Source organism: Methylotuvimicrobium sp. (genome assembly GCF_050611805.1).
Taxonomy (GTDB): Bacteria; Pseudomonadota; Gammaproteobacteria; order Methylococcales; family Methylomonadaceae; genus Methylotuvimicrobium.
The window spans coordinates 32,289-51,290 of record NZ_JBNGHF010000026.1; the positions used below are offsets into that span (position 1 = coordinate 32,289).

General features: G+C 46.3%; 8 protein-coding genes. All 8 read right to left on the reverse strand.

Annotated elements, in window-relative coordinates:
- Positions 1-156: 156 nt before the first annotated feature.
- A complete protein-coding gene (locus tag ACRJJO_RS13490; protein ID WP_431066222.1) occupies positions 157-6,381 on the reverse strand; it encodes a DEAD/DEAH box helicase in 6,225 nt (2,074 codons plus the stop codon).
- Positions 6,374-9,832 (reverse strand): STY4851/ECs_5259 family protein, encoded by a 3,459-nt coding sequence (locus ACRJJO_RS13495; protein WP_431066223.1) that lies wholly within the window; start codon positions 9,830-9,832, stop codon positions 6,374-6,376. Before ACRJJO_RS13495 ends, ACRJJO_RS13490 begins: the two co-directional genes overlap by 8 nt.
- Before the next feature lie 35 nt (positions 9,833-9,867).
- Positions 9,868-11,943, reverse strand: a complete 2,076-nt coding sequence (locus tag ACRJJO_RS13500) for a 3'-5' exonuclease (protein WP_431066224.1) — start codon at positions 11,941-11,943, stop codon at positions 9,868-9,870.
- Between the two features lie 27 nt (positions 11,944-11,970).
- Positions 11,971-12,924 (reverse strand): hypothetical protein, encoded by a 954-nt coding sequence (locus ACRJJO_RS13505; protein WP_431066225.1) that lies wholly within the window; start codon positions 12,922-12,924, stop codon positions 11,971-11,973.
- 1 nt (position 12,925) lies between these two features.
- Positions 12,926-14,098 carry an AAA family ATPase gene (locus ACRJJO_RS13510; RefSeq protein WP_431066226.1) on the reverse strand — a complete coding sequence of 391 codons (1,173 nt, stop codon included), beginning with the start codon at positions 14,096-14,098 and terminating at the stop codon, positions 12,926-12,928.
- On the reverse strand, positions 14,046-15,158 hold the full coding sequence (locus tag ACRJJO_RS13515; protein WP_431066227.1) for a DUF262 domain-containing protein: 1,113 nt from the start codon (positions 15,156-15,158) through the stop codon (positions 14,046-14,048). The genes ACRJJO_RS13510 and ACRJJO_RS13515 overlap by 53 nt, the downstream gene beginning before the upstream one ends.
- Before the next feature lie 88 nt (positions 15,159-15,246).
- A complete protein-coding gene (locus ACRJJO_RS13520; RefSeq protein ID WP_431066228.1) occupies positions 15,247-18,099 on the reverse strand; it encodes a site-specific DNA-methyltransferase in 2,853 nt (950 codons plus the stop codon).
- 15 nt (positions 18,100-18,114) lie between these two features.
- Complete coding sequence (gene dinD / locus ACRJJO_RS13525) at positions 18,115-18,957, reverse strand: DNA damage-inducible protein D (RefSeq protein ID WP_431066229.1); 843 nt, start codon at positions 18,955-18,957, stop codon at positions 18,115-18,117.
- Between the last annotated feature and the right edge of the window lie 45 nt (positions 18,958-19,002).

Below are 19,002 nucleotides of genomic sequence, written 5' to 3' on the forward strand. Positions count from 1 at the left end.
ATCATATATTGGCGAATTCAACTCATAACTGTGAAAATAATATTAATCTCTTACGATGCTCCGCTTAACACAAAAAACAAAGAGGATTCCTACCGGTACTTATGGATCATTAGTGCCAGTAGAGTAAGATTAAATTAACCAAGCAGTGCTAAACGCCTATGTATTCCCGTAATACCAGCGTGTCGAATGGTGTTTACTCAACGACTCAACAATTACATTCGCTTTTTCTAAATAACAGACTTGTTTTTCTATGTTACTTTCAAATGGAAAATCCGCTCTAATGCCTCGAATTAATCGCCAATATCCGACACCTTGATCAAGAACGATCTTTGATTGGCTTCCATCAGCCCATTTAAGTTGTAATTTTCTTTCGTGCGGTAATTGAATGTTTGAATTACTATCGCCCCATGAAAAATTAGAGAACTTCTGGCTGAACCATAAGTTTACAATATCCGTTCTATCTTTAGCATTACACCAGTCATGGAATAGAAACCTCGGCGAGTCATTATTTAGGCGATCTAACCTGGAAGTAGTAATAGATATTTTAGTTTTCGCATTCATACCATTTCGATAATTGCATAAAGCAGTGAGAAAACTATTAAGCAAAATGATTACTAGTGGTGATCGCAGATATCTATCCGTATAAGCGACTTCTATCAAATCAACGTTACCATTCAACATCTCACTGAGCTTCGGAACATACATTGTAATGAGCTCCCAGGCTCTTTCACCGAATGAGTTTGAAGGGCCATTCAGTTCTTGGCATATTTCCAACTCTATCAAACCGGGCTGAGGATTTCGCAAGCTTTTAATGTCGATCAACTTAGCATTGATGGGCTCAGAAGCAATAGCATGCGTTGAGCGAGCAAATACATATTGAACACCTGAATCACCATTTCCCCACCGAGGAACCAGCGCTAAGGCTATTTCGGAACTTGCAACCCAACGAATTTCAATTTGGTCGGAGCCGGCTTCAAGAATCAAAGGCAATGCCGGGCTACCTTCAGTCAAAATAGTTTCTGATTTATAAATGTCGGCATTGACATAAGTCGCCAAAGCTTCTAATTCGGCCTGCTGACAAAAACTTAATTGTTCCAACGATTCAGACGTTAAAACGAACTGCAGTTTTATTTTTGCGCAATTTAGTCGATTAAGCTCACTTCTTAAGCACCAAGCCAATGGCTCCCATAAAGAAGCATCACCACCGAGATAAACTCTAACCAATGAAATGGGATGCTTTTGCCATTCCCTATTTAATGCCAAAATCAGCGGCTCCATTTCCAATTTGCTTTCCTTACCAAATGCCTTGATATTTTCAGGTATATCGAAAGAACTTAAATATGACGCCGACAATATCTCCAAGGCTGCTTGGCGACTGAGGTCATTGCTATGATGTTGCGTATCGTAAGTCAGCAAACATGCTTGGCATGCCGAGTCACAATTTTTCGGGCAATGCAAGATCGACTCAGCTAGTCTGATTAATTCTGGTAACCGAGATACTGCTTGACTGACGTAGCCAGCACCTCCTGTTGCTGTATCAAATAAAAAGATACTGTAAGCAGGATGACCTTGTTGATTTCGACTTGGCGCCGCATGTGATCCAATTTCATTTTCTTCTATCCCTAACAAAAGCGACCAGGCTTGACGTACTGCAACCGCCAACGTGTAAGCAGTCGTCTTATCTAATGGTTTGCCGTCACAATCACGCAACTGCAATTCAAGAACATTGGTTCTTGTCGCCAGCCCCATAAAAATGGGGTCAAGAATGGCCCAATCTTCATTGTTGCCAGGGCATTCCTTTTCCCGATCATCCATTTTTCCGCCACGTAATCGCTTATGGCCCTTAATAGTTTCAGGACGCTCAGAACTTTCTGACATCGAATCCGCAAAGCCACAACGCAAACAAAGTGCAAAACCATTGCCATGCAAGCCTTCGCTACGATAGAAAATTTCACCTTGAATGCTGGAGCGGAAGCGTCCATAGGACGGGTTCGGTAATGGCATCCAGTCCGCTCCATCAAGAGAAATCAAAGGGTCACGAACCGGAATATATTGCGGTATCGAAATATCATTATGCGGTTTACAACGAATATTGACCGCAAACCCGGCGGGCTGAAGGTAACGGTTTCGAGTTAATTTAGAAGCATCCGACTCGCCACAATGCGGACACATTTCTGGCATTATCAACCGCGTGCCATTCCCGCCACAAGTATCGCAGCGCCAAACCCAACGTAAGTTTTGAATTTCCGGCGCACTCTCTATTTCTGCCGGCATGTGCCAATTTAACGTTACGCCGCTGCTACGGTATACGCGCCCATCGAGCACAGTGTCAGTTCCGGGGGCATAATCACGAATTGCAATCGCTAAATTACGACTTGGAAAGCCCGCTCGTTTCGAGCGATTATCTTCGCGGGTCGCTTCATTTTTTGTTTTACGCGATAAATCATCCAGCGTTGTGGTCACTAGCTGGACAACATCAGTCGGAAATCCATAACCAGGCAAAAATCCCATACTCGCCAATACTCCTAGCAGATACTCACCTCTCAATCTGGCAAGTTGAATTTGAACGGCTTGTTCTGGCTTACTATTGCCCTCTTGAGTTTTTAAAACTTCATATTGCGACAATAACCCATCCAATTCATGACGCCATTTGTCAACAACTCTTGCCAATGATTCGACACAAGCACCTAGGAGAAATTTCGGTGATTTTCCAGCAAAGATACTGCGCTTGGTTAGGGCAATTAACCCATTGAGCAAACACTCTATTGTCAAAGCTTGCTCTTCGCACCAACGAGCAAAAACATCGCAAGGCGCCGACTCATCTTCTTGAGTGGATTCAAAAAACCATCCAGTTGTAACTTTATGCGTTTTATCCGGTATACGATCCGACAAAAAATAGGCCAAAGCCATTGAATTGACATGACGCTGAATTATGGTTTCACTTTGCAATGCAACCTGAGGCATTGCCAGCCGAGTCACGAATGGCCACAGCGGATTATTGAAAACCGCTTCACCATGAGGCGTGGATTTGCATAAGGTAAAACTCAAAGCAGTTGTTTCGCCCCGTCGCCCGGCTCGACCCGCTCGTTGCAGAAAGTTGGCAGGATGAGGCGGCACATTATTCATTGCAACCGACGTTAAGCCTCCAATATCAACCCCCATTTCCATTGTTGTGGAGCAGCTGAGTAGATTGATTTGCCCGTTCTTGAATGCCGTTTCACGCTTGGTCAGTTCGGGGCCTGCAACTTGCGCAGAATGCTCCATTGCACGAAGATAACGCGTATGCGAGGCAATACGATCACTGATATCAGACCAAGCGCCTAACTCACGTAATTTCGCGATTTCTGGATTCGTTTCCAACCAGCTATCCGCCTCATGAATGTCACAACCAAACCAAAAAGGCTTTAATAGTTCAGGCATCGTAACCTTAGTACATAAAACCATGTCATCGGCCACATCAGGTTCGGGTAAATAGGGGCTTATTCCGCGAAAGGTAACTGGCAGTAAACGCCGAGTAACAGGACAAAACCAAGCTTCACGAACGATTTGTAGTAGAGCTTGCTTTTCCAATTCTATTTGAAAGCCCTTTTCCCCTTGCGACAAATTTGTCCGAATCCCTTGCCAAACAGCGACTAATAATTCATTTAATTGGCCTCGATGATTTTCATTCTTTGCATCCAATTTAAATGCAAAAGCCAAAATGCGTATCAATCGACTAGCATACGGATTGTTTGAATCGGTAGCCGGCCAAAGCCTAAGTATGCGTTTCTCTTTTTTACTTGCTGTGCCGGGTTTAGCCATGCCTGGAGGCAGCTGGATGGTTGGAATACCTGGATAACCCAACCAACGCCCAATGTCCGGTGCAATAGTTACACTCTTCCCTCCTCTTATATGGAAATCTAACGCCACTTGTAATAATGCATGCCATTCATCACTCTTAATGCCATGCTGCTTGATGACGGCCGGCAATTCTGATTTAACCAAGGCGGGATAACTTAGCTGGACAAGACCTAAACCTTCCAATGAAAATTGTCGCTTGGGCCTGATAAAAAACTCGCGAAATAAACACAAGCGAGCCAATTGGCGATCGTTCAATTGACCAAAGCTTAACTCCTTCAAGTTAGGCAGCATCCAGCGAATGAAATCCTCTGAATTCAGTAATTTATTCTCTGCTTCTTCCCAAGTTAATTGCGCCTGCTCTGGCGATTCCAAGCTTGCGAGTTTTGCTTTTCTTTCCTCGAGCACCCCTTGAATAACCGGATTAGTCTGCGCGATTGGTTCCAAGCTTTTTATTTCTACTAGCAACTTCTCAATTTGTTGTTCATCCCGCGATGTTTGTTGGGCCGCTAGAGAATGGTAGAGCAAACTTTTAACGTAATTTCGCTCACTTTCTTGTTGCAACTTTGCCGCGAATCGAGCAGTTCCTTGCCTGCTATCGGTAAAACTAATCAGCCTTTTTCCATCCAACGGCCTCGCGTCTTCACCGCCCACCATTGAAGGCAAAGGCTCTAGTATTGTCGGTATCGCGGTTGATAAAAGAAACGGGGCTCCCAACCGTATTGGACGAAATAAAATATTGCCACCATGTTCTTTTTTATTACATACCGAACAGCTAATGGTTTCTTCATAGGGGATGACAAGATGAATAGGAATCCCTTCTTTCCCGGACCAATCCAGTTTTCCTTCATTGCTCAAACCAACACCTTGCGCATGTGCAGAAACCTTTTTGGTGAGTAAGCGATGGAGAACTGAGATTGATCCTTTCTTATGTTCTGGAGCCACGGAATCTTCATCTTCACCCTCCAACGGCTCCAACTCTTGCTGGTACTCATCTTCATCCTGAGCGTACTCATGTTGGATCAGCCATTCCTGGCCATCCCTAAAAGCTTCATTCGCAGACAGATATTCGGCGCCACATTCACCGCATTGAACCAAGTCGAACACAGGCATCTGGCAATGCGAACAATGCACACGCCGCTCCAGAAACACCGCACCAAATGGCCAGCGTTCATCGTCTAATGCCGTATTCTCTCGCCCCTGGCATTGATTATTTACACACGCCCAAATACCGTTGATCGTTCGATGGAACAAGTGACCACGTAGCGGTAAAAACGGCTCCTGGTTATCGCTCTTGGCTTGAGCACATAAATCCAAAAATTTTAGAGTGTTCCGACGAGCTGCACTGGCTTCCGATTTAAACACAATCTGACTTAAATCTGTCAGTCGGACCGCTTGTTGAGTCAATCGGGATCGTATGTGGCGTGCTGCGTCATGACTCGACAAAAAATTGAACTTTTCAGTATTTGATGAGCCCTGCAATCTGTCGAGATCGAGCTTTGTTCGCACTGCATTTGAACCTACAACAGGTAAGTCAGGAACTTGTCGCTTGCCCTCAACGACTGAAATACGATCGACGGAAACGCCGGCGATGTCAGCCAAAAACTCCGCTAATCGATTCCGCGATTCTTCACTACTATCACCAAGCGTTGCCGAAGTGGCTACAAAATGAACATCCTCTGCTCGACAACCGAAGGCGTTTAATACCCGCCGCAACAATAATGTCAATTCCGCAGCTTGTGACCCCAAGTAAGTATGCGCCTCATCAATCACAATCCAACGCAATTGACCTTGTGATTGAGCAAGGATAGGACGATCTTCATTCCGAACCAGCATATATTCGAGCATCGTGGCGTTCGTTACTAGAATGGGTGGCGGATTAGAACGAAGCGTTTTGCGGTCTGCGACTTCACTTTTCCATTCGCTTTTACCTTGATCGGGCGTATCGCCGTTGTATAAACAAAAACGAACCTTTCCTTTAAAAGGCTCAGACCAAGCGACTAACCGGTCCTTCTGGCTCTTAATCAAAGCATTCAGAGGATACAAAAACAAAGCGCGAACACCAGTTAACGGATCACCTTGCCGCTGCTCCAATTCTGTAGCCAAATCATTCAGGATCGGTATTAAAAAACATTCGGTTTTGCCCGACCCCGTTCCACTACTGACTAATGCCGATCGAGTAGGACTACCTTCGATTAATGCACGCCAAGCTTCCAGCTGGTGGCGATATGGATACTGGTTAGTATCGAATGTATAGTCTTCTGAATCACTTAAATTTTGGGGCATGGATAATGCGTTGACCATATCTTTATGTAACAAATTTCCGCTGAGTTCGCCTAAAGAAAACTCAGAAGCTTGCCAACTGAAAGTGGCCTCGAAAACCGGATCGGCAAGAAATGAGCCCGGCAAACCCGCCTCCTTACCGAAATAGCTGCTTAGATATGCACGTAATGCGTCATTGCGAAAACCCAACAAACCTAAAGCCGCTCGGGTTGCGCGCCGATTTAGTTGCTCGATCAAGTCCGTATAAAAAAGATTAGTCATGAATAGCGGATTCCGGTGGAAGTTTAGATAATTCAATGGTTAAAGCCAGAGCGTAAACCGTATCGAACCAATCGGGATCAAAAGCCCTGAGCAAACGGAGTTCGTATATCAGGTTCTCGGTTATCAAATAGGAATGCAGACTTTGCAAATAACTCATTTGGGTGTTCAAATTTGTCCAGTCATGTGCTGATAATTTTGAGGTTTCTTTACCCTGTTTTATTAGCGCGCCTTTAACGCTAAGCCGACTAGCCAAGAACGGCGCACATCGAACAGATCGATATATGGGGTCAAGATGCTGATATTGATTCTGTTCATTCAGCAACTCCAACCTGCTCAATACTTCTTCGCTTTGAGGCCAATGTTCGTCGGCATCGTGACGGCTCTGCAGTTCCAGTTCCGCGTTATCGATTTGTTCATTAAAAAAAGACGGCAAGGTACGCGCAATTAGCATTGGACTATTAGTTAATGGCCTGTCTTTAAAGATCGTTCCATGTAACCAATCACAAAGCACTGCCCAATATTGCCTTCTGGAACAAGCTCTTTCCCTAAACTGTTGAAAAACCCCAAAAATAATATCGCCAGTGGCATCCATTTCACCTAAGGCCCGTTGAAGGCCTTGAAAGTGCATGGCGGCTGCATTACGCCAACATTGAGGCGAGAGTAAACTCCAAGAAAAGGGCGATTGTTCCGCTAAACGCCAAACACAATCAAATAAATCGTCATCTGATTTTAGAAGCGCTAAAGCAAGAGCTTCAGGATAGGATACTAAGCGCGTCAACACATCCAATGAACTCGTTGGAAACTCACGGGATAGTCGAATCAAATCAAATAATAATGGCCAATCAACATCATCCGGATTTTCGCCTAAATGCTGTAAAACCGCGGCTAGCGATTCTTCACGTAACGTAGTGTTTGGTTCGCGAATAGATTTTTGCAGTTTTGAGTCAAGCGCAAAATCATTATCACCACGAATTGACCAAAGAATGGGCCTAAAACGAGCCCAATCGCCATCCCTGCCGATTATCCACCAAGGACCGGGTGTTAATTGGCCAGGGAGGTTCCAAGAGTCAGACCGCTCTGCATTGGGCTCTAGTGGGATGGGTTGTTCTTTTGGATTCCACAAAGGAAACGTCTCAACTCGGATATTTTGCAGTCCGGTTTGCCCAATTTTTTCGAATGTAGGCGTAGATAAGCGTACCTGGTCGGCTGCAAAATCGGGCGACAAGAAGCAATCGAAACGGGCAATATTTAACTGTGCCAAGATTTCACCTTGCGACGTAGAGACCTGCAACCTCACCAGAGCATCTAAACTTCGGCTACAACTCAATAGCGATGCAATGCGATCTTGCCAACTCATCAAACCGGTTTCCAAGCGCCCTAAATTTAAGAATGGCAAACGATCCCGAAATCGCAATCGGGGCAAGTCGCTATCCGATAAATCGGTTGTAATCAGTTCCGCGTCAAACCAATATCGACACCCGCCAGCATGGTCTTGTAAAAACAACCGTAAGCCGCCTAATCGATCAAGTGAAACTATGTCATCGCGGGCCAGCATGTGCCCGGCCAATTGAAATACAGCGCCACGCTGCGGATACGGTAAATAAAGGCTAACTTCTGCCCCGTTGCCCCAATTTAGATTGAGAGTAACCTGAGGTAAATTGACTGATTCAAATAAGGGATAGCTGATTTCAACGCCATTATCGATTCGGTTAATCTGTGCGTCGTTATCTGTGAAAACTGAAGCACCTAACAGACCTTCAAGAAAATACCGACCACAAGTCGAGCCTTGGCCAATGTTTCCCTCAATACGAAAAGACTTTGGCAGTACCACCACTTGGCGCCGAAACATTTCAATCCTATTCTCCGTATCAAATAACCGTACCCATACCCGTCCAAAGCATTCAGCAAAATGATCATTCCAGTTGGCGCCGGAAAGCACCTGTTTCCACTGCGTCTTTAGGTGAGTCTGCTTTGCAGCCCCTTCATTCCATGTAATGCGGGGCAACCCCAGATACAGCGGATAAGAATTCAAAACGCCGGGTAAAGAACTTCCACTAATGCTGTAATTTTCCTCGACGTCTTTTTCCGCCCGGCAGGTAATCCGGTAATGATCGCCTTCTTTGGTGACAAAATCGATGGAGCCGCAGACTCGGTAAAGAATTCTTTTTAGATTGGAATCCGCTGCTACTTTGTCGCATTCGCTTTGCTCGGATTCGACCGTGAATTCTTCCGGCGTAAATACCCAGGCATTATCGGCGCTTGTTTGTCTTGAGCCTTCACCGAGGTAGTGCAGATCTCCGTTACTACCCTTGGCAACAAAAAGCCAAGGTAAATCCCCCCATGCCTCTTCATTTTCAACTGTTAGGGAATGCGCAGTGTCACCAACTTGCAATAACAACCGGAGCTCATACATAACTGATGCGCCGTTCAAGGTAACGCCATCACGGCGCGTCCATTCACGACGATACACAGCCGACTTTCCAGAGCCCTGAGTCAATGTCAAGAGGGCTACGGTTTCCGTCGACAAGGGGGTTTTTAGCAACAATCGTAATCGGGGTGGCAATTCACCGTCCAGAGCAATCCAATGGATGATTTGTTCGCCAGTAAAAGAATCTGGACATTCCAGACTTTTTTGAACTCTCCATCCAGTGGGATATTCTTTGAGCTTTCCAACCCAACGAAGACGAGATTGGGCGAGACGAGATAATTCTCGTGAGTGGTCTACCAGACCCTTGAGCAACGCTTCGGTTGCATGATCCTCCAGTCTCAGTGGTAAGCGCCTGCGCCAATCTGGAATAAGTTTATCCAAGTTCTCGATAGTATTTGGCGCATTGCCTAGTTCTCGCTGCAAGTCGACAATGGTTGCAATTAATTCGCCGCCAAGATGAAAAACAACATCCTGACGCAAACTGATGGGCAATTTAACTGCTTGTAAACGGCCAATCATTTCCGCCGCATCAACGCCACAGCACCCTTGTTTATAATAGCCTTCTAAAATCGCACGAAAAAACTGGTTGATTGCCGCATTGTTTTTTTGCAATAACCTTAACGGTAAGCCGCCTTCGCAGGCAATTGTGTTTAAAAAAAATCGTCGTTGACCATTGTGTTTAATTAATGGTCTTTTCCACCAATCCAGCCCCCGTTCGACCCACTCTCGAATATAGATATCATCTGGCCTTTTTATGCCTAATGGCCGGAAAACAGTATCCCAAGACCATACTCCGCTTTCATGTTCGCGGCAAAACGTTTCGGCAGCATAAAGACAAAAGTAAAAAGGTATGGTGGTTACTTTAGCTTTGGAATAATCCACCGTCTTCAGTTGTTCGACCAGAACATCCCTTAAAACACCATAGCTTTTTTCATTACATTTATAAGCATATAGAGGTCGCCCATCGGGCTTGGTTTGGCGAATATGCGTAAAGATGAATTGTGTGAGCCAATTGTTTGCCATTGCGGATTCCTTGATTTGGGCCTTTTCTTTTATTTCTAACGTTCTTGCAAATCATCGACAAACTCGGACGGCATGTCGCCACACGAGACTAACAAATAATCCCGGGCGCGCGTGCATGCCACGTAAAGCAAATGCCGTTCGGTCTCGTAGACTTCTACCAGATCGGCTTGATCGCTTACCGATTCAATCCTGGCTTGTAATGGAACGATCTCGTCATCACATGCCATCACAGCAACCGCTCGAAACTCCAAACCCTTGGCTGCGTGCATCGTACAAATCGAAACATGGCCGGTTGTCGTTTCGACACGTTCATCGAGCACCAGAAACGGTAAATTGGCCACCTTGACCGCCTCACCGGCGCGCGACAATTCATTTTCCGAACGAACAAACACCCCGATTTCATCCGGCTTCACACCGTTGCCGGTAAGATTGACCAACCAATCGGCTACAGCGTTAGCTTCTTGTTCAATCGATTCCAACTTCATTATCGAAGGGTTCGGACCGTTGAATACCGAGATCGTGCCATCTCGCTCTTCGACATTGCCATCGACGTCCGCAACTTCAGGCCCCAACAACAAATCCGCTTTCGCCCGAATTTGGTGGGAAGTGCGATAGTTGATATGCAGCGTTCTCGACCGCCCCCGCACATCGACGCCCAACGATTTCCAGGAAAAAGCCTGTTGAAAAATCCGCTGGCCCAAATCTCCGGCAAAAAACAGCGCATTTTCTCGATTACCGCCCAGGGCGGCCAAAAAGCGTAACTGTGTCACGCTAATGTCCTGAGCCTCGTCGATGACGGCAAAATCGAACGGCAACCGCTTTTGATCGGTGAAATGCTGAGCCAGACGCGTAAAAACGGTAGCCAGAGTTATCAACTGGCGAGCATCTAAAGCAACTTTCACCTGTTCGAAAATCGCCCACAGCACTTTCCTTTGGGTTTCCGGCAATCGCGTTTTTCTGCCCAGCCGTTTGACGTCTCGATAAGCCTCCCAGCAATCCAACTGCCAGGCATCCACTACTTGCTGCCATTCGGAAAACAGAAAGGTGTGGCTGAACTTATAGCCTTCTACACGTTTGGATGCGGTGCTCAACAAATCCCGGATCAAATGAGAATCCGCCAACCGGCATTTGCCGAAATTAGACCCGTAAAGGCGTTGGCCGATTCCGTCCAACGCATGTACTTCCAACCGTTCGGCCAACCGGGGCTCTTGGCTAATCAGCCGCTTCAATTTATTACGTAGCGCATGGGCCAATGTCGGCGAGAACGTAGCCAACAAAACCCGCACATCCGGATTTTGCCGGGTCAAATACACCGCGCGATGCAGTGCGACGATAGTTTTCCCTGTTCCGGCGGAACCGGAGACCCGTGCAGGCCCTTTGAACTCGCGCTCCACCCATTGACGTTGAGCGGGATGTAAAAATACCGTCCATTTATCCCACGGGTAATCCAACGCCAAGGCCAATTCTTCCGCGTTCGCCATGATGCGAAAGCGGCGCAAGGCATCCGGGTGCTGAAAAGGATCGGTGTCGGGCCCAATGAGCAGCGGACTCGACGGCGTTTTACCGACAGCCAAATCCAATAAGGCTTCGGCCGCTTCTGCCGGTAAATGATCGGCTAAATCCAGAATCGAATCTTCATCCGCCGCCCGAGCATCGGCCAACCAATCGTGCGGCACGCCAAAGCCGAGCAATTCATCATCGGAAAATTTCTCGAACAACAACGGTTTATTGGGCTTGCTGACCGGAGTCTCGATGTATTTGGGAACGACGATTTCCTCGACGCGTTCGCGAATCTCGACAATCTGCGCCGCGCCGGTTTTCGGATGCGTCTCCAACTTACGGCGCTCTGCCCAGTGATAGGCTTTATCATGGTGGTCGACGTAGCACAACAGCAAACTGCTCTGCGTTTTGTGGACGATAATGCGAATATCGGTATTGACCCGGACCGACCAGAAATTCTTGTCCTTAGCTCGATCCAGTTTATGAAAACTGAAGCCGGGATTTTCCGGATTCAGTTGCAGATCAAATGCGGTAGTTTTAACAGCTTTTTGTTCCACGCCGATGAGTTTGGCTAGGCTGTCGGTGAATGTATCGGCGATCCGAAAGTTCATTTGTCCTTCTCTTGAAGATCAGATTCTTTAGCGTTTAGTGATCTTCGGTCCTATATAAACTACATATAATGGCTCATTTGCACTTACAGGCCAAGAAAAATGAATTCGAAGTTGAGGCGTTTTTATTTTGCCGTGCCAAGTACAAAATAAAGAACAACCATCCTTTGCTGGATGGCTAAATGTAAGAGATTCTTTAAATTCATTCTTTTCGGTATCTGATGAATCAGTAAACCAAGCTTTGTCTCCGGTGAAATGATTTTGATATATTTGATGCCCTTCTGATGTTCTTTCTCCTCGTTCGTCAAAGCAGTTTTTGAAACGGTTTAAAGTTTCCAAAAGTATTAATATTTGCCGTGAGGCTCCATGCACAAAAGGATGCCCATCAAGGTAACTAAAACTGTCCAAAGAAAAAACAAGATTGGTACATCGTGATTTTGCAGCGTTAGCTAACTGTTCCCACGACAAGATAGGAAAAGGAGCTGCCTGTAGGCTTGACTCTAGTTCTCTTTCTTCCCAATGATTAATAATAGTGAAACGTCGACTAATATCGTCGTTGGCAATCCAATCTACAGAAATGGGCGAATATTCCCAAGACGAGGGAGTAAGACTGATAAGGTCACGCTGAATACCTCTAAAGCAATTGAATGCAGCCTCGCCAATTGCAGTGTCAGTAACAACTTCGCCATTACATTCAAGATAGTCATCTGGACTATGTAACCGCGAATCGTCCCAAAAAGGTCCATACCTCGTTAGCCATTGCATAATGGCTTGTCTTTTATTCCTATCAAATGATTGAATTGCCTCCGGCATTGATAAATCGTGCATAACCGATGCATTAGCGAGGTTTCTATGACAATATATTTCTTTTCCAAATTGCTTTGCCAATCCTCGCATCCTTAGAATTTTTTCCATGGCAATCTTAAAAGTTGCAATATCTGGAAACTGTCCATTTAAGGACATATCATTTACCAGAAGCTCCACATTATTCTCCCCATCCTGCGAAGTAATTTACATCTTTATCAAACTGATCAAAGAAACCATCTGGCCAACTATCAATGTTACCCGAACTATCTAACAATGGGCTTGTGACCTGAGCGATTTCCTCCGATCGCTGTCTGAAGAAATGTATTGCAACTTGTTCAGGTTTTATTCGGTTACTTTTCACAGCACGCCGGATTCCATTAAGAACATGATCACTATGAGTTTCTAAGATAACCTGGACACCAGCCGTTGCTACATCAGCTAAAAATTGCCCCATTAGGGCTTGCCCAGCTGGATGTAAATGAACCTCTGGGTTTTCAATTAGTAAGATGTCACCTTCAGATGCAGATAAAGCGGCAATAACAATGGGTAATACTTGAGTTAGACCAAAGCCAACATGTATGGGGCGATGAAAATCAGTATCGCTTGAAGTCCGCAACCCAAGCGTAACTGCGTTTGCTTGTGGAATTTGCTGAACTACCAACCCACATCCGGGAAAAAACATACGCATTCGTGCTTCTACCTGACGTAGTAGTGTATTTGGCTCGTTTTGGACTACAAGCTGATCAAGGATAGGATTATCCCTTCCCCAATGAAGAACGCTAACTGCATGCTCGCCTGCGGGGCCAACAACGGAGGCAATTTGACGATCTTCAAGTGCATATACCTCGCGCGGTCCTATTCGTTCTGCTGTGATATAGGTAAGACCAGTAAGGCGACGAGGTAGTGAGGGTTTATCACATACGTTGAGCGGCAACAAGAAGCGTAAAAAACCTGGTTGATTATATTTTTTATCATTGATCTCTACACATTCTATTTCCATGGACATTTCAGTTCGTTCCCCAACGAAAGTCCATTCATAGGTCTGGTCGTCGTCTATCAGGCAAATTTCAAAAGATTTTCGACCATGAATCTTATCTACAACATCCGATACAGATCCTAATTTAATAGATTCACCATTTAACATCAGGCGTGTCGACCATTCGTGTTCACGCATGGTTTGGTGAAGTAAAACCAAAGCTTGTAGCACCGATGATTTACCGGAAGCATTCGAACCGGATAATAGAGTAAGAGGCTCTAAAGGTAATCGAAGTAATTCGAAGCACTTAAAATTTTTTAGGTCAAGACGAGTAAGCATTAAATACTCCTTCAAGCATTTTTTGAGTTTCTTCAAAACGATGCCTTACTCGATCGGGACTGTTAGGTCCATAGGTAATTGACCACACAAACTTTTCGTCATTAATAAGTTTGTAATATTGATTTTTTAATTGTTCTGCATGACTTTGAACCTGGTCATGAGAATATTTCGCTAACCCAGTAATCATGACATCCCATAGTGAAGCATTCAGAACGCTTCGCCTGTTTTGACCAGGTGTATGCTTTCTAAAAGCATGATCTCTAAAAAGACAATAATTATTCTGAAGGGAATTCTGAAACTGAAGAGATAAGGAATGAAGATCTTCTTCATTCAATTTATTCATTTTTTTTAATGCTAATGCAAGCCAATCATCCATGTCATCTTTGTAATCCTCAATAGGCAAAAGATGAAAAGCACAAAATCGATTTACAAATTCCCTGTCCCTCATAGATTGATTTTTTAGACTTCTTCCTGTTGCTTTTTTAAAAAGTTCTCTTTCAGCCTCAGATTTAAGAAATCGAGTAGCTTTTCCATTATATAAGCAATTGCGCATTTGCTGTCGCGTCAAAGGAACGCCACCATTAACTCGCTCAAAAATGTCTAACCTTGCACGTTCAGGCACTTTAGAGTCAATGATATATAGAATTAAATTGCAGTCCTCGATACGGTTCTGAAGTTTAGGAGAAAGGTCTTGAAAGAATTTCTTATCAAGATCTATTTGATTAGAAAGCTTTAATCTGAGTTTGTTTTTAACAAATCGATCAAAGGTTGATAATCTTTGTAAACCATCTACAACAATCATTCTGCCTTGATCGTCCTCCCCTAGATAAAATACAGGTAATGGAATTCGCATAAGTACAGATTCAATGAGTTTGCTCTGTTTGTCATCAGACCATATGAAATCTCGTTGAAAATCTGGGTCCATGACAAAAGCACCTTTGTCGATACGACGAAGCACATCATGAACCGTGCGTGTTTCATTTCTAATTAACAGCGTATCGATTGGGTATTCACCTAAAGAATCATCCTCATCTTTCCCAAGCCCTTCAATTTCCTCAACGTCCTCGTTAACCTTATCTATGTTTTCAGTGCTCATTAAATTCTCTTAAGTCGAGATTTTTAATCTCAATGTTTTTATTCAAACAATATTATCTTGAAAATTAATAGGTAATTTAAACATAACTTTAAATTACTCTAAATACTTTCATCACCTCATCCCCCAGGTGGTTGATGACCTTCACCGCAATCCGACCGGATTTGGGTTTTTCGAACGGCCTTGAGGTATCGCTGTTTAATGTTGCCCACGCTTCTGGGTTGATTTCGGCTTTCAGCGTGGTTTTCAGGGCCTTGTAGGGATCGTTCGCGCCTAGGAAATAAGCGTGGCGGACGAAGAAGCTTTCTTCGTTGTAGTCGTTGTCGATGAACCAGCAGGCGATGCCTTCGGCACCGTCGCTGCGGACTTCGCCGGTGTTGGGGTGGAATACGTCGACGCCGTTGACTTTGACTTGAATCTTGCCGTCTTCGGCGTCGAGGATGTCGATGTCGGGTTCGCCGAAGATCACGAACAAGTTGCCTTTGCCGGTGTTTTTCAGGTCGTCGGCCATGTGCAGATCGGCGTTCATGCGGGCTTTTAACACCGGGATGCGGCCGAGTTTGTCGAATTCCGAGGAATGGGCGTCATAGTTAAAGGCACAAGCGATCAGTACGTCGAAATCGGCGTCGCCGGCTTCGCGGGCGGCGGCAACCAGATCCGGGCGGGAAACGGTGCCGAATTCCGGGCCGATGAAGATGGCCGCGCGCTTCTCGGTACCGGAATCTTCTTCGCCTTCCCTATAGCGGCCTTCGGCGCAAATCAGTTCGCCGGGCCAAGGGATAAGCGATGTGAAGTCGATTTTGTCGGTTTTATGCGCTTGCTGCACGCCGGCTGTTTTCAGGTTTTCCAGAACCATTTGCACGAAATCGCGTTCTTCGCGGTACTCGGAATCCGCTTCGGTCACGCCATCGACCAGGTCATCGTTTTCATCGACAGTCAGTACCCGATGCGGCGACAAACTTTCGACGGTGAACGGCCCTGCGACGCGGACTTTTTTCTTGTCTTCGTAGGGTTTGTCGTACAGGTATTCGGAATCGGCTTTCGCTGCGATCGAGGCGTCGATTTCTTGTTGGCGGGCGATGCAGTGTTGCCACCATTCCGCATGTAATTGTTTTGCGGCATCCGGCCAGTTGGCGTCGGCTTCGCGGGGAATTTCCCATTCTTCAAAAGGTTTGAATGGCGTAGGTTGGGCTGAGCGGGAGCGATGCCCAACGTTCGAGGCGCCCGATTGTTGGGCATCACGTTGTTCGGCCCAACCTACGAGAATCGAGTTCAGTTGCTCGCGCAGCGGTTCCAGCTTTTCCCGAAATTTATCCCAGATGACGTCGATTTCGGCATTGTTGGCGATGGCCTTTAGCGTGATATGCGGTATACGCTGATAAACAAAGCCGTGCCGGATATTGCCGCTGGTACGTTGGCTGGACGGTGCGGTGCGAGTTAGTTCGGCTTCCTTGCGTTGGCCTTCGTAGCTATCGGCCAGCAAGTAATACGGATAACGTGCGCCCATGATGCGGGCACGGGCCAGAGCCAATGCGACGCGAGACGTGTCCATCGTAATCCAGCGGCGGCCCCATTGTTCGGCGACATAGGCAGTGGTACCGGAGCCACAGGTAGGATCGAGGATGAGGTCACCGGTGTCTGTGGTCATCAACACACAACGCTGCACTGCTTCTGTTGCTGTCTGAACCACATATATTTTGGGATCGGTTCGGCTTTGAACGCCTCCGATATCGAGCCAAATGTTAGTTCTGGGGTTGGCCGCGAAATCATCAAGGCAGCGTACATAACGCACTGATGCGCCTTCTTGCATTATCCGCCCTGCTTTTGCAGCACGAACCAAGCCTTCTACTGTGGTTTTCCAATGGAGACCCTTTGGCGGAGTCCATTCACGACCGGCGAAAAAAAATCGCTGCTCAGAACCGGACTCGCCTTGCGACGTCAGATCAGCTGACGTCGCAAGGCGAGTCCGTTCATGGGCAGAGTTTCTAAGAGCCTGAATAGTGGATATCTCCCGATATTTTGAAGCACCGGCCTCACCAGCTTGCTTAGCCGTGTAGAGATCGCGGTACTTGAGCTGGCCTATTTTCTTGGCATACCAAACCATATAGTCAGCTACATTTGAAAGTGTATCGCCTGAGAATCCTGTGGTTTTCGCGTACGCAATCGTTGAGATGAAATTATCTTCACCAAAAACCTCATCCATCACCGCCCGAACCCGATGCACATTTTCATCACCAATCTGTACAAAAATCGACCCCGAATCTGTCAACAAATCCCGCGCCACGGTCAACCGGTCGCGCAGATACGTTAAATAGGAATGAATGCCGTCGCGCCAGGTATCTCGAAAGGCTTTGACCTGTTCCGGCTCGCGGGTAATGTGGTCGGTGTTGCCGTCTTTGACGTCGCGACTGGTGGTGGACCACTGGAAGTTGGAGTTGAATTTGATGCCGTACGGCGGATCGAAATAAATGCATTGCACCTTGCCGCGCAAACCTTCGCGTTCGGCCAAGCTGGCCATGACAGCTAAGCTGTCGCCCAAAATCATGCGGTTGGACCAATGGCCGTCGTGGCGATAAAACTCGGTTTTGGCGTTGTCGTTGGGCAGGCCGTTGAAGTCGGAAAACAGATCAATTTGATCGGGTTCCGCCGGTTGCCGGCTTTCGGTGCGACGCAGCAAGTCGTCGATCAAGACCTTGGGATGGACTTTTTCCTGGATATACAGTGGAGGTGCATGCACGACCAAGTCCGACCAATCCTGCTCGTCCTTGCCGCGCCAAACCAATTGCGGATCGAGATCACGATTGCGGCGCTCATAGGCCAATCGAATCGGGCTTTGTTCGTCCTTGTCCATCACCGATTGGTATTCGGCGGTGGGAATGTTAAGGCGGGTGGCTTCGTCGTGGGTAATAGTTTCGACGCTGAGTTTATCGGATTTTTTTGCCATGATTGTCCGTTAAGTTTATGAGTCCAATGCGTCGGGATTTTTGATGGATTTCTTTTCTTCGCTTGCCAATCGACGTTCCACTTTCTTCACGTCTTCTGCGGATGGCAGGCTTTCCGGGCGAATGCCGCGTTCCAGTAAGGTGTTGCGAACCGCTGTGTTGTTGGTGATGTGTTCTTTGGCAATCGAGGGCTCGGTGTTCATTTGATGCTGGCGCGCATTGAAAATGGTGATTTCGGTGGCGAAATCCTTCGCCTTGAGAATAATGGTGGGGGCAAAGTCGGCTAATGGCCGGCCATCAGGTACTTTCCATTGAGATTTCATGGCTTGGGTAGATTTGCCAAACAAGGCTTGATCGCCTTTACTGCGAATGGTAGCGAAGTTTTGATTGCCGCCCGTTTGTTCGTAAATGATCTGAGATAGTTCTTTTTCGGTTTCGCTGAGTTTCTTTCTGGCGGAGACGCGTTCGGCTTCCAGTAGCCGCTGTTCGATCAGTTCCGCCCGCCGGGTTTGCAAGGCGAAATAGGTTTGGGCAAAGGCGATTTCCTGTTTTTTAGGGTCGCCATTTTGGGCAATCAGATAACAGGCATAGCGGGTGAGCATGATGTCATCGATTTCCCGTTGGCTGCCTGAGCCGAGGTCGACCATTTTCCCGACGTCGGCAAAATGGTCGCAGACGTTGTGCTCCGAGACCTCACAGGCCGTTTTAGCTTTGGAAATTACGTTCAGGAAGTTATCCCATTTGCTATATCCCAGAAGAATTTGCAAATCTCGGGCTAGCCAAAATTCAACACCGTTGTCGGCTTGTTGCGCGTGGGCTTCAAAATTCTCGGTGAGGTTGTGAATTAAATCGCTTTTCATGATCTTTGCTTGAAATTTGAGTTGAGTACCAATCCTGAACACTTA